Consider the following 12654-nt stretch of genomic DNA (forward strand, 5'->3'; position numbering starts at 1 on the left):
AACCAAAGGGTTATGTGGCATGACAGAATAAAGCAGGATTCAAGACTTCAAGCCAAAGGTGAACAAAGATATGCTGAAATTGATGGCACTCGATCAGGAAGATCTGCAAATCATTTCCGCGCATCTGCAAGATGCCGTGCTCAAACCTGCCGATATTCAATATCTCCACCAGGAAAAGCGTTTTATCCTCACTATGAACCGCTTTGTCTGGGAAGGGGCGCAATCCGGTTTTAAACTGAAACTCTTTGGCAAGCGCAGCTATGAACGCCGCCGCTCAAGCCTGCATTTCAACCGTGTTTTAAGTGTCAAAACCGTCGGCATCAATCGCGACAGCGATCAGGATGTACTTTCCCTGCTTTCCATCAGTTTCACTGAAACAGAAGCGCCGCATGGCACGGTGGAGCTGATTTTTGCCGAACGTAATGGCACAAAACCGGCTATTCGCCTTGACGTGGAGTGTATTGAGGCGCAAATCACTGATCTGGGGCCTGCCTGGGAAACAAATGCCAAGCCAAAACATGGTGTTTAAGGCCTGTTGCTGATACTGCTATGCCTGAACAAGAAATGTTCAGACACAGCCGGATGCCAATAAGAATTTAAGAAGGAATACCAGCGTGGTTCAAACGCTTCGTCAAAGCAGTCCTGATTTCGAAGAGAAGTTTGCTGAATTTCTAAACAGCAAGCGTGAAGTTTCCGCCGATGTGGATCGGGTGGTACGCGAAATCGTGGATCATGTGCGTCGTGACGGCGATAAAGCGCTGATTTCCTATTCCAAAACTTTCGACCGTATCGATCTGGAAAAAACCGGCATTGCCGTTACCAGCGAAGAAATCGACGAAGCTTTCAAGCTTGCTCCGGCCTCGACCGTTGAAGCATTGAAACTGGCGCGCGACCGCATCGAAGCCCACCACGCCCGCCAGATGCCGCAAGATGACCGCTATACAGACGCTTTGGGCGTGGAGCTCGGCTCGCGCTGGACAGCTATTGAAGCTGTCGGCCTTTATGTGCCGGGCGGCACTGCAAGCTATCCAAGTTCGGTTTTGATGAATGCCGTGCCTGCACGCGTTGCAGGTGTTGAGCGCATCGTCATGGTTGTACCTTCGCCGGACGGGATTTTAAACCCGCTGGTGCTGGTGGCTGCACGCCTTGCCGGTGTATCTGAAATTTACCGCGTCGGCGGTGCGCAGGCGATTGCCGCTCTTGCCTATGGCACCGAAACTATCAAACCGGTTGCCAAAATTGTCGGGCCCGGCAATGCCTATGTGGCAGCCGCCAAGCGCATTGTGTTCGGAACCGTTGGCATTGATATGATTGCGGGGCCTTCCGAAGTGCTGGTTATTGCCGACAGCGATAATAATCCTGACTGGATTGCCGCCGATCTACTGGCACAAGCCGAGCATGACACAGCCGCACAATCCATCCTGATGACCAATGATGAAGCTTTGGCCAAGGCAGTGGAAGAAGCGGTTGAGCGTCAGCTTAAAACTTTATCACGCAGTGAAACAGCGGCTGCAAGCTGGCGTGATTATGGCGCGGTTATTCTGGTGGATGACTTTGAACAAGCTATTCCGCTCGCCAATCGTATTGCAGCCGAACATCTGGAAATTGCCACAGAAAATGCTGAAGAGCTGGTGGATAGAATCCACAATGCCGGTTCTATTTTCATTGGGAAATATACGCCGGAAGTGATCGGTGACTATGTTGGCGGCTGTAACCACGTGCTGCCGACAGCCCGTTCGGCACGTTTTTCATCCGGCCTTTCTGTGCTTGATTATGTCAAACGCAGCTCTATTCTAAAGCTCGGACCTGAACAGCTGCGCGCCTTAGGCCCGGCTGCTATTGACATCGCCCGTGCCGAAGGCCTTGATGCCCACGCACAATCGGTTGCAATCAGATTGAATCTTTGAGGACATATGACCAGCGGCGGTGAAGCCCGATTGATTGATGTTGAGCTGGATGAGTCCATTGGACGCTCCACGCCTGACATTGAGCATGAGCGCGCCGTCGCTATTTTTGATCTGATTGAAGAAAACAGCTTCCGTCCCGTGGGTGACGAGATCGGCGGCCCTTACAAGTTGCGGCTTTCGCTGCTTGAAAAGCGTCTGATTTTTACCACTTCAAGGGAATGCGGAGAACTTGTTGCCACGCATATTTTGTCGCTCACCCCTTTGCGGCGCGTTGTGCGCGATTATTTTATGATCTGCGAAAGCTATTATGAAGCCATCCGCTCTGCCACACCCAGCAAGATTGAAGCCATTGATATGGGGCGCAGAGGTCTGCACAATGAAGGCTCGCAAACATTACAATCCCGCCTTGAGGGCAAGATTGAGGTTGATTTTATCACCGCGCGCCGGCTGTTCACGCTGGTTTGCGTGCTGCATTGGCGGGGGTAAACTTGCATGATCGCCAGTGAAGATGTATCAAGTCCCGCAGAAGATGTAGAAAAACCCCTTAAACCGGGTCTGCCCTCTTCCATTCTTTTCGTTTGCGGCAAAAACTCTATCCGTTCGCCAATGGCCGAGCTTTTAACACGCCGCATGTTGAGCAAAAGCGCTTATATTGCTTCTGCCGGCGTGAAAAAAGGAGAGCGCGACCCGTTTGTGGATGCGGTTCTGGCTGAAGAAGGTATATCGCTTGATAACCGCCAGCCCCGCGATTTGGATGAACTGGAAGACGGCTATTTTGACCTTATCATAACACTGACACCTCTGGCGCATCACACGGTTTTGGAAAAAATGCGCGGATTTTCAGTTGATGTTGAATATTGGCCAACGCCTGATCCGACATTGCTGACCGGCTCCAGAGAGCAAATACTGGTGGCTTATCGTGATGTTCGCGATCGTTTGAAAAAACAAATCGAACAGCGTTTCGCATAATCCAGAGCATTTATATTGATGAAGATGAACCACTGAAAAAAAATGCTCTGTTTATTTTCCCACGCGCATCTTATCTGAAAGCCGCTCCACAGTTTTCAGGATGCGCTTATAGCGCATTTCAGTTGTTCACAAATGCGTCCTAATCATATAGGTTCCGCGCAAATCCCGATGAACCGCCTTTGACGGTTTATTTTAACGACTATCAAACATAAGTTTTAAGAAAAGAAACAGGTATCGCATGGCGAAAGAAGAAGTCCTCGAGTTTCCGGGCGTAGTTACTGAACTGCTGCCAAACGCAATGTTCCGCGTTAAACTCGAAAATGATCACGAAATCATCGCTCACACCGCTGGCCGTATGCGCAAAAACCGCATCCGCGTTCTGGCAGGTGATAAAGTGCTGGTTGAAATGACCCCATATGACCTGACAAAAGGTCGTATTACCTACCGCTTTAAGTAAGCTTAGCTTACAAAGCTAAAGAGCTGGTATCAGTTTAACCGGTATAAGACTGACTGGTATATGTCTGGCCATTATCTCACGAGCCGATCCTCACAAGAAAGTTTCTCCTTATGAGCGCTCAGCATAAGTTGGTACTCGCATCAGGTTCCCCGCGCCGGATTGAGCTTTTGGCGCAGGCTGGCATTACGCCGGATCACATCCATCCGGCCGATATTGATGAAGCACCATTGCGCGCCGAGCATCCGCGCTCGCTCGCACGGCGCTTGTCACGCGAAAAGGCTGAAAAAGCAGCCGAACAATTGCGCGGCGATGAAGCCTATGGTGCCAGTTACATACTGGCCGCCGATACGGTGGTTGCCGTTGGCCGGCGCATGCTGCCCAAAGCTGAACTGGAAGATGAAGCGCGCGAATGCCTGCGGCTTCTCTCCGGCCGTTCGCACAAGGTTTTCACCGGCGTCTGCCTCATTCAGCCAAACGGAAAATTGCGTCAGACAATCGTTGAAACCCGTGTCCGCTTTGAACGTCTTACCCGCACGCATCTGGATGTCTATCTGGCTTCCGGCGAATGGCGCGGTAAAGCAGGCGGTTATGCCATTCAGGGGCTTGCCGGAAGCTTTGTCGTCAAGCTGGTTGGTTCTTATACCAATGTGGTTGGCCTGCCGCTGCATGAAACGGTAAGTCTGCTGGCAAGTGGTGATTATCCGGTCTACAATCACTGGAATACAGGCAAGGTTTAAACAGCCGCTATGAGTGAAAACAGCAAAAACGGCAGCGAATCGAATGTGACGCCTTTGCGCCCGACGCGTCCCTGCCCTGAATGTAAAAAACCATCCTCGCGCGAACATTATCCGTTTTGTTCGCCCCGTTGCCGCGATGTGGATCTTAATCGCTGGCTTTCCGGCACTTATGTGATTCCCGGACCACGTATCGAAGAGGATGATGAAGAGGCGGAATAATCCGCCTTTTTCTTTTTCAAGCATTATTAGCTGTGAATCAGTCATGCATTTTAATGATTCACGTGAAATATTTTGCACTAAAAAGCCGTCACCCCCATCTTTTTGATGATCAAAACAATCAAAAAAGCGATGAAGCCTCTGTTTTTTAAACGATTTTCGGGGCTTAGGCTGTTAATTAGTGAAATCCACCGCATAAAAGTCGAAAAATTATAAAGTCCCACTGGACAGACAAAAATTTACTGCTATAAACCACCCATTCCAGCGAATAACTCATTCGCTTCTCCGGCAACTAAGCTTGCAGGAACGGGATGCCCGGATAGCTCAGTTGGTAGAGCAACGGATTGAAAATCCGTGTGTCGGCGGTTCAAGTCCGTCTCCGGGCACCATTTATCTTCCCCCTTTCAAAATTTCACTTTCAAGATACTGCGTTCATTGCATCTGCATAGTTATGCGTTCTGCATATATTTAATGATCGGCTGCGCTCGATAGCGGTATAGGGCTGAAACATATCTTGATGCTGCCAAGTGCTACTTCAATGCTACACTTATCCGGATAAAACCGGAGGTTATGATGCGCACTCTTCTCATTTCACTGTTTCTGCTTCTTCCCGCCACAAGTTTGATGGCCGCCGAACCAGACGGCAAAAAGCTATCGCAAATCATTGCCGAACTCGAACAGAACACTGATTTTGCCTATATTGACGAAGTCGATTGGGATCAAAAAGGGTTTTATGAAATCGAATATTATTTAAAAACTGGTGCTAAAGTCGAAGTCCGTATTGACCCTAAAACCGGCGCAATCGTGCCGCGATAAAAGCTGCGGTCAAATACAGGGTTTTTAATCTAAAAAAATCCACAATTCGCCCTAATATAATTTTAAAAAAACCAAACTCTTCATAATAATCCGTCAAAATGAAAAATATTTTTTATGTCTTTTAGACGGAAATAGCATTTTCGGGCTAAAACCAACTGAAAATGTAGCATTTTTGACGCTTTAACTCTCGCATTCGGATATGCAACTAAAGTTTTAAAGCTGAAATCTGCTTTTTTAATGCTTTTTAAGCGAACATGAGCGCATCATTCAAAATAAACTTTAAAAACCAAAGCTTTATTTTGAATTTTTAAAAAACTTTAAATCTCAGCCATTTTTGCACAATTGACAGGACGCTCTCGATTGTTACATCGAAAAACTATTTTTCACTGCGCGTAAAGCAACCAAGGGTTGTCCACCCCTATTAAACAAACTGACAATATCGCTCCCTCTTGTCAGGGGTTCAGAACATAATATCATGGATGCCTAAAGCTTTTTTCCGAGGGGAGGTTTAATGTTTAAGAAGATTTTACTGGCGAGCGTTTGCGCTTTTGCATTTACTGGCATGGCCAATGCCGAAGTGGTGCTCAACCGCGGTAACGATACTGATCCGGCGACGCTTGATCATCACCGCACATCCACCGTTTCTGAAGGCCGCATCATGAAAGACCTCTATGACGGTCTTGTCATTCAGGATGCAAAAGGCATTCCGGTTGCGGGCACTGCAAAGTCCTGGGACATTTCCGAAGATGGTCTCGTTTACACCTTCCACCTGCGTGATGATGCCAAATGGTCCAATGGCGATCCGGTTACTGCCGGTGATTTCCTCTTTGCTTATCGCCGCATTATGAATCCTGCCACCGCTGCGGGCTATGCCAGCATGCTGTTCCCGATCAAAAATGCTGAAGATGTGGCAGGCGGCAAGAAGCCTCTCGAAGATTTGGGCGTTGAAGCTGTTGATGACCTCACGCTGAAAATTACACTCAATGCACCAACCCCTTATTTTCTGGAACTACTGACCCACCAGACCGGTCTGCCGATGCACCAGAAGAGTGTTGAAGCAAACGGCGACAAGTTCACAACGCCCGGCAAAATGGTCACCAATGGCGCTTTTATGCTGGAAAGCTTCCAGCCGAACGACAAAATCGTCATGAAAAAGAATCCGAATTATTATGCAGCGGATGATGTGAAGATCGATGTCGTCAACTGGATTCCTTTTGAAGACCGCGCATCCTGCATGCGTCGCTTTGAGGCCAAAGAAGTGCAGATCTGCTCGGACGTTCCGGCAGAACAGATTGACTATGTAAAGAAAAATCTGGCTAACGAATTCCGTCTCGCACCTTATCTCGGCTCTTACTACCTGCCTATCAAAGGCAAAACCGCTGATAGCAAGCTGAAAGACCCGCGTGTTCGTGAAGCCATTTCCATGGTAATCGACCGTGAGTTTTTGTCTGAACAAGTCTGGCAAAACACCATGCTGCCGGGTTACTCACTTGTGCCTCCTGGTATCAACAACTATGTTGAAGGCGGCGTTCAGCTCGAATTTGCCAAGGAAGACATGCTTGAGCGTGAAGACAAGGCCAAAGCTTTGCTGAAGGAAGCAGGCATTGAGCCGGGCTCACTTTCCATCGAGCTTCTCTACAACACCTCAGAAAACAACAAAAACACCATGGCTGCCATTGCTGACATGCTCAGCAATATCGACATCAAGGCTTCGCTCAACGAAACCGAAGGCGCGACCTATTTCAACTTCCTTCGTGAAGATGGTCCGTTTGACATCGCCCGTGCAGGCTGGATTGGTGACTATAACGACCCTCAGAACTTCCTGTTCCTGATGGGTACCGGCATCAGCTTTAACTATTCGAAATGGTCGAACAAAGACTATGATGCGCTGATTGCCAAGGCAGCAGCCACCACGGATATGAAAGCCCGTGCAGAAGTGCTGGCAGATGCCGAGCGTCTGATGCTCAAAGAAACCGCGGTTATTCCGATCCTTTATTACTCATCCCGCGCGCTCGTTTCAGACCGCGTTGAAGGCTATGATGATAATTTGATGGATGCGCACAACTCACGCTGGCTATCTTTGAAGTAATTGGCTCCCTCAAGGCCGCAGAAATATTTTTCTGCGGCCTTATTTTTTAGCATAAAAATGCACTCAATAAGACCGATCTCACGTTATTCTCATGAAGATATTTTTTAAATTTTGAAAGGAATAACCAATGTATTGCAGAGTGCTATTTGCGCTTTTCTTCTCGACGACAATAATTTCATCCGTATCAGCAGAAACCGTGCTTAATCGCGGCAATGATGCAGATCCAGGCACGCTCGATCAGCATCATACCCTGACACAATCGGAAGGCCGTATTCTGGCCGATCTTTATGATGGATTAGTTATTGATGATGCATATGGAAAACCTGTGCCAGGCGCTGCTCAATCATGGGATATTTCTCCGGACAATTTGACGTATACATTTCATCTGAGAAAAAACGGTAAATGGTCAAATGGTGACCCGGTAACTGCCTATGATTTTTCTTTTGCCTTCCATAGAATTATGGATCCGAAAACTGCTGCTGGTAACGCCAATTCTTTGTTTGCCATCAAAAATGCGGAAGAAGTTGCGTCAGGAAAAAAGCCATTAAACAGCTTGGGTGTAGAAGCTTTGGATGCGCTAACACTACGCATTAATCTTGAATATCCCGCTCCGTATTTCATATCCTTACTCATCAATCAGACGGCACTTCCGCTTCATGAAAAAAGCGTCTTGGCCAATGGTGCTAATTTTACAAAACCAGGGAAACTGGTAACCAACGGCGCTTATAAACTTATTAGTTTTACACCTAATGACAAAATAATTTTGGAAAAAAATCAATATTACTGGAATGCGGAAAACGTAAAGACCGATAAAATTAACTGGTACCCGTTTGAAGATCATACCGCCTGCCTGAGACGCTTTGAGGCGCATGAGATAGATAGTTGCTCCGATCTGCCAGCTAGCCAAATTGATTATATCAGAGCAAATTTAAAATCATCGCTGCATATCACCCCTTCGCTGGGCATGTATTATCTGGATGTTAAAGGTGCAGCCGACAGTAAATTACACGATAAGCGGGTTCGACAAGCAATATCACTGGTCATTGACCGTGAATTTATTGCTGACGAGGTTTGGCGCGGCACGATGAATCCTGCATATTCGATTGTACCAGTTAACACAGAAAATTACGTAAAAGGTGGCGTGGAGCTATCCTATGCAAATGAAGATATGCTGTCTCGTGAGGACGAAGCCACAAACTTACTCAAGCAAGCAGGTGTTGAGCCAGGCAGCCTGTCAGTGGAACTTTCCTATAATTCATCTGACAACCATAAAAGCACACTAGAAGCTATTTCTAATACGCTATCCAAAATAGGCATCAAAGCGAGATTAAATGAGATGGAGGGTGCCACCTATTTTGATTATCTGCGTGATGATGGTGCATTTGATATAGCGCGTGAAGGCTGGTCACCAGATTTCAACGATCCATATGCTTATCTTTATACGCTTGGCAGTGGCTTTAGTCTTAACTTCACCCGTTGGTCAAATAAAACCTTTGACGCTTTATTGGCTAAGTCTCAAAAGACTACAGACCCGCAAGCTCGCGCTAAAATACTGGCAGAGGCTGAGCGTGTAGTGCTGGATGATTTACCGATTATTCCATTGCTTTCATACTCTTCCAGAGCCCTTGTTTCAGACCGGATCGCTGGATGGAACGATAATATCAATAATAGCCATCCTTCACGCTGGCTATCTGTAACAAATTAGAACTTAAGCGTCGCAGGCACGAGCCTGTGGCGCTTTCATATGTATAATTTCAGGCAAAGCCTGAATAACTAAGGGTGCGTTCATGCAAGGAATAAACCGATGTTAAGCTACACACTCCGACGACTTGCTGGCGCAATACCCACTGTCTTAATTATCGTCACTATCACATTTTTTATGATCCGATTAGCTCCGGGCGGGCCATTTGACCTGGAGCGGCCGATTGATCCGCTGATCATGGCAAACTTGCGCAAAGCCTATAATATGGATGCGCCTTTATGGCAGCAATATCTGATTTATCTGGGCAATCTCTTACAAGGTGATCTGGGGCCAAGTTTTGCCCGTCGCGACTTTAGCGTCAATGATCTGTTTGCAGCCGGTCTGCCTGTTTCCATTATGCTTGGTGCGCTCGGCCTGTCACTGGCCGCCATTATCGGTACGATTCTTGGCTGTATCGCAGCGTTGAAGCAAAATTCGAAATTCGATTATGCAATCGTTGCCATCGCAACCTTTGGTATCACGACACCAAACTTTGTCGTCGCCCCAATCCTCAGCCTGTTTTTCGGTGTGATTTTGGGCTGGGTCCCGGCCGGTGGCTGGTCATCGGCAGATGTTACCTACTGGATCTTGCCGGTTATCACGCTTGCATTGCCGCAAGTGGGCGTCATCGCACGTCTGGTGCGCGGTGCCACCATTGAGGCATTGCGCGCCAACCATGTGCGCACAGCCCGTGCCTACGGCCTGCCAACCCGCATTGTGGTGGGTGTTCATGCCTTGCGTGCCGCCATGTTGCCGGCGGTCTCTTATCTGGGGCCAACCGCTGCTTCACTTCTCACCGGTTCAGTGGTGATCGAAACCATTTATGGCATTCCGGGTATTGGTCGTTACTTCGTGCAAGGTGCATTGGGACGCGACTATACACTGGTGATGGGCACCGTTGTGGTGATTGCGGTTTTCGTTGTGCTGTTCAATCTCATTGTCGACCTCATTTATGCATGGCTTGATCCACGGGTGCGTTATGACTGATTTATCTGTAAATTCCGCTCAAGCACCAGCGATTGCCGGACGTTCACTCTGGCAGGATGCGTGGATTCGCCTGCGCAAAAACAAAGCGGCTGTTGCCAGCGCGATTGTGCTTGCTGTGCTGACTTTAGCGAGCATTTTCGGGCCAATGCTGAGCCCGCATCCTTATGATAAAATCTACCCGCAATTTGTGCGGGTGGCACCAAGCCTTGAAGCTTATCCACGTGCAGACACCGTCTTGCCCGGCCTTGAAAAAGAAATGGCGCGCGCCCGACTAAAAGCATCGGCCGAGCCGGAACTATCAGGCAGCAATATTACAGTGCCTTTCACCGCACAGCGTGAGACAGATGAACGTGTTTTGCGCTATTTCGAGCGCTCTGATCTCTTCAGCAAGCCCAAAATCGAACTGGCGCCTGATGGGTTAAGCGGCACACTGACGCTCAATGTAGCACGCAATTACTTCCTGCTCGGCACCGACAATCTGGGACGTGATATGCTTTCACGCACCATGATCGGTGTACGTATCTCGCTGGCGATCGGCCTTCTTGCTTCCATTATGTCTTTGGTGCTGGGCGTCGGCTATGGGGCGATTTCGGGTTATTTGGGCGGACGCGTCGACAACGTGATGATGCGTGTTGTGGATATTCTTTATTCGCTTCCCTTCATCTTCTTCGTCATTCTCATGCTGGTGTTTTTCGGCAGGTCGATTTTCATCATCTTCATTGCCATTGGTGCCACAGAGTGGCTGGACATGGCACGCATTGTGCGCGGACAAACACTGAGCCTCAAACGACAGGAATTTGTACAAGCGGCAGAAGCCCTTGGTGCCACACGACGCGGCATCATCACCCGTCACATCATCCCCAACGCTCTGGGGCCGGTGATTGTGTTTGTCACTCTCTTGGTACCAAAGGCCATTTTGCTTGAAAGTCTGCTGTCCTTCCTCGGTCTTGGCGTTCAAGACCCGATGACATCGCTTGGGTTACTGATCTCGGAAGGTGCGCAAAACATGCGCGGCGCTTCATGGCAATTGATTTGGCCGGCTTTGACCCTCACAACCATTCTCTTCGCCCTGAATTTCCTTGGCGACGGATTGCGCGACAGCTTAGACCCGAAGGATCGTTGATATGACACAAGAAAGCATTCTGACTGTCCGCGACCTTCGCGTTACATTTTCCACCAATGACGGGCCGGTAGAAGCCGTGCGTGGCATTGATCTGGATGTGAAGGCCGGAGAAACCATTGCCATTGTCGGTGAATCCGGCTCCGGCAAAAGCCAGACAACCATGGCCATTATGGGGCTGCTTTCCCAAAACGGTAAAGCCAGCGGTCAAGCCCTTTATCGTGGTCAGGATATGATCGGCATGAGCGATCAGAGCTTAAATAAAATCCGTGGTGCGAAAATCACCATGATTTTTCAGGAGCCGATGACCTCGCTTGACCCGCTCTACCGCATTGGCGAACAATTGGCAGAACCTTTGCGCTTCCATGGCGGTTATACCAAAAAAACTGCCCGCCCGCGCATTATCGAATTGTTGAAACTCGTTGGCATCCCTGAACCGGAACGCCGCATCGACAGCTATCCTTATGAGCTTTCCGGCGGCCAGCGTCAGCGCGTCATGATTGCAATGGCGCTCGCCAACAATCCGGATATCCTCATTGCCGACGAACCGACCACAGCGCTTGATGTGACCATTCAGGCGCAGATCATGGAGCTGCTTGCCGATTTGCAAAAACGCCTCGGCATGGCGATTGTCTTCATCACCCATGATCTGGGCATCGTCAAACGCTTTGCCGACAAGGTCTATGTGATGCGCAACGGCGAAGTGGTGGAAGCGGCGGAAACGCAGAAAATCTTCCAGCAGCCTGAGCATAACTACACCAAAATGCTGCTTGATGCAGAGCCGGAAGGCACCAAGAGCCCGCCACCAGCGGATGCACCGGTTTTGATGCAAGCCGACAATGTCACTGTCAGCTTCGACCTGAAAAAAAGCTGGTTCAAAGCGACAACTGTCCTCAAGGCCGTCAACGATATTTCGCTGACCTTAAAAGAGGGGCAAACCATCGGTGTGGTGGGCGAATCCGGTTCCGGGAAATCAACGCTCGGACGCGCCATTTTACGCCTTCTTAAAGCAGACGGTAAAATTGCCTATTTAGGCAAAGAGCTACCGCTTGATCCGCAGGATATGCGGCCAATGCGCCGTGAACTGCAATTGGTGTTTCAGGATCCGTTCGGTTCGCTTTCGCCACGCATGACCATCGGCCGTATCATCACCGAAGGCCTGCTGATCCACGAGCCGTCACTGACCGCTAAACAACGCGATGAGCGTGCCTGTGCAGCCCTTTTGGAAGTGGGGTTGGATCCGTCCATGCGGAACCGCTATCCGCACGAATTTTCCGGCGGTCAGCGGCAGCGTATTGCGATTGCCCGCACCATGATTTTGAAGCCACGCGTCATTGTGCTGGACGAGCCGACCAGTGCGCTAGACCGCTCGGTGCAAAAACAAGTCGTGACATTGCTGCGTGATTTACAGGCACAATATGGCCTGTCTTATCTCTTCATCAGCCATGATATGGCGGTGGTGCGTGCCGTGTCTGACTATGTGATTGTCATGCAAAACGGCAAAATCGTTGAGCAGGGTGACACAGTGCAGGTGTTTGACCATCCGCGTGAGGCTTACACCAAAACGCTGATGCAGGCAGCTTTAAGCGACAAGCGCTTCGGCACTTAAAACTGC

13 protein-coding genes and 1 tRNA gene are annotated in these 12654 nt (G+C 49.1%); all 14 read left to right on the forward strand.

All coding sequences use genetic code 11. The features are described 5' to 3' along the window. Positions 1 to 70: 70 nt before the first annotated feature. The 14 genes from FHS77_RS06160 to FHS77_RS06225 all read left to right on the forward strand — a co-directional run bounded on the left by FHS77_RS06160 (position 71) and on the right by FHS77_RS06225 (position 12648). A complete protein-coding gene (locus FHS77_RS06160) occupies positions 71 to 529 on the forward strand; it encodes a DUF2948 family protein (RefSeq protein WP_184221397.1) in 459 nt (152 codons plus the stop codon). Positions 530 to 614: 85 nt separating this feature from the next. Further along, positions 615 to 1907, forward strand: a complete 1293-nt coding sequence (gene hisD, locus FHS77_RS06165) for a histidinol dehydrogenase (protein ID WP_184221399.1) — start codon at positions 615 to 617, stop codon at positions 1905 to 1907. A gap of 6 nt (positions 1908 to 1913) precedes the next feature. Beyond that, positions 1914 to 2393, forward strand: a complete 480-nt coding sequence (locus FHS77_RS06170; protein ID WP_184221401.1) for a UPF0262 family protein — start codon at positions 1914 to 1916, stop codon at positions 2391 to 2393. A gap of 6 nt (positions 2394 to 2399) precedes the next feature. Continuing rightward, a complete protein-coding gene (locus FHS77_RS06175; protein WP_184221403.1) occupies positions 2400 to 2876 on the forward strand; it encodes an arsenate-mycothiol transferase ArsC in 477 nt (158 codons plus the stop codon). Positions 2877 to 3114: 238 nt separating this feature from the next. Next, complete coding sequence (gene infA / locus FHS77_RS06180) at positions 3115 to 3333, forward strand: translation initiation factor IF-1 (RefSeq protein WP_184221405.1); 219 nt, start codon at positions 3115 to 3117, stop codon at positions 3331 to 3333. A gap of 110 nt (positions 3334 to 3443) precedes the next feature. After that, on the forward strand, positions 3444 to 4070 hold the full coding sequence (locus FHS77_RS06185; protein WP_184221407.1) for a Maf-like protein: 627 nt from the start codon (positions 3444 to 3446) through the stop codon (positions 4068 to 4070). Between the two features lie 9 nt (positions 4071 to 4079). Next, entirely contained in the window at positions 4080 to 4289 is a 210-nt protein-coding gene (gene yacG / locus FHS77_RS06190) for a DNA gyrase inhibitor YacG (protein ID WP_184221409.1), read from the forward strand. Between the two features lie 310 nt (positions 4290 to 4599). Beyond that, positions 4600 to 4675, forward strand: a tRNA-Phe gene (locus tag FHS77_RS06195). A 184-nt stretch (positions 4676 to 4859) separates the two neighbouring features. Continuing rightward, positions 4860 to 5102: a PepSY domain-containing protein gene (locus FHS77_RS06200; RefSeq protein WP_184221411.1), complete on the forward strand. Its 243-nt coding sequence runs from the start codon at positions 4860 to 4862 to the stop codon at positions 5100 to 5102. 511 nt (positions 5103 to 5613) lie between these two features. Beyond that, positions 5614 to 7191: a peptide ABC transporter substrate-binding protein gene (locus tag FHS77_RS06205; protein ID WP_184221413.1), complete on the forward strand. Its 1578-nt coding sequence runs from the start codon at positions 5614 to 5616 to the stop codon at positions 7189 to 7191. Between the two features lie 127 nt (positions 7192 to 7318). Continuing rightward, positions 7319 to 8896: a peptide ABC transporter substrate-binding protein gene (locus FHS77_RS06210; RefSeq protein WP_184221416.1), complete on the forward strand. Its 1578-nt coding sequence runs from the start codon at positions 7319 to 7321 to the stop codon at positions 8894 to 8896. A gap of 99 nt (positions 8897 to 8995) precedes the next feature. After that, entirely contained in the window at positions 8996 to 9919 is a 924-nt protein-coding gene (locus tag FHS77_RS06215; protein ID WP_184221418.1) for an ABC transporter permease subunit, read from the forward strand. Next, positions 9912 to 11042, forward strand: a complete 1131-nt coding sequence (locus tag FHS77_RS06220; RefSeq protein WP_184221420.1) for an ABC transporter permease — start codon at positions 9912 to 9914, stop codon at positions 11040 to 11042. Before FHS77_RS06215 ends, FHS77_RS06220 begins: the two co-directional genes overlap by 8 nt. A gap of 1 nt (position 11043) precedes the next feature. Continuing rightward, on the forward strand, positions 11044 to 12648 hold the full coding sequence (locus FHS77_RS06225) for an ABC transporter ATP-binding protein (RefSeq protein ID WP_184221422.1): 1605 nt from the start codon (positions 11044 to 11046) through the stop codon (positions 12646 to 12648). Positions 12649 to 12654: the final 6 nt, after the last annotated feature.

Source organism: Paenochrobactrum gallinarii (genome assembly GCF_014205685.1).
GTDB classification, from domain to species: domain Bacteria; phylum Pseudomonadota; class Alphaproteobacteria; order Rhizobiales; family Rhizobiaceae; genus Paenochrobactrum; species Paenochrobactrum gallinarii.

Excerpts from the sequence above, each read along its gene's own strand:
- FHS77_RS06175 (WP_184221403.1), top strand. The coding sequence starts at position 2,400 with ATGATCGCCAGTGAAGATGTATCAAGTCCCGCAGAAGATGTAGAAAAA.
- FHS77_RS06160 (WP_184221397.1), top strand. The coding sequence starts at position 71 with ATGCTGAAATTGATGGCACTCGATCAGGAAGATCTGCAAATCATTTCC.
- FHS77_RS06185 (WP_184221407.1), top strand. The coding sequence starts at position 3,444 with ATGAGCGCTCAGCATAAGTTGGTACTCGCATCAGGTTCCCCGCGCCGG.
- yacG (WP_184221409.1), top strand. The coding sequence starts at position 4,080 with ATGAGTGAAAACAGCAAAAACGGCAGCGAATCGAATGTGACGCCTTTG.
- FHS77_RS06220 (WP_184221420.1), top strand. The coding sequence starts at position 9,912 with ATGACTGATTTATCTGTAAATTCCGCTCAAGCACCAGCGATTGCCGGA.
- FHS77_RS06210 (WP_184221416.1), top strand. The coding sequence starts at position 7,319 with ATGTATTGCAGAGTGCTATTTGCGCTTTTCTTCTCGACGACAATAATT.
- FHS77_RS06170 (WP_184221401.1), top strand. The coding sequence starts at position 1,914 with ATGACCAGCGGCGGTGAAGCCCGATTGATTGATGTTGAGCTGGATGAG.
- FHS77_RS06225 (WP_184221422.1), top strand. The coding sequence starts at position 11,044 with ATGACACAAGAAAGCATTCTGACTGTCCGCGACCTTCGCGTTACATTT.
- FHS77_RS06200 (WP_184221411.1), top strand. The coding sequence starts at position 4,860 with ATGCGCACTCTTCTCATTTCACTGTTTCTGCTTCTTCCCGCCACAAGT.
- infA (WP_184221405.1), top strand. The coding sequence starts at position 3,115 with ATGGCGAAAGAAGAAGTCCTCGAGTTTCCGGGCGTAGTTACTGAACTG.
- FHS77_RS06205 (WP_184221413.1), top strand. The coding sequence starts at position 5,614 with ATGTTTAAGAAGATTTTACTGGCGAGCGTTTGCGCTTTTGCATTTACT.
- FHS77_RS06215 (WP_184221418.1), top strand. The coding sequence starts at position 8,996 with ATGTTAAGCTACACACTCCGACGACTTGCTGGCGCAATACCCACTGTC.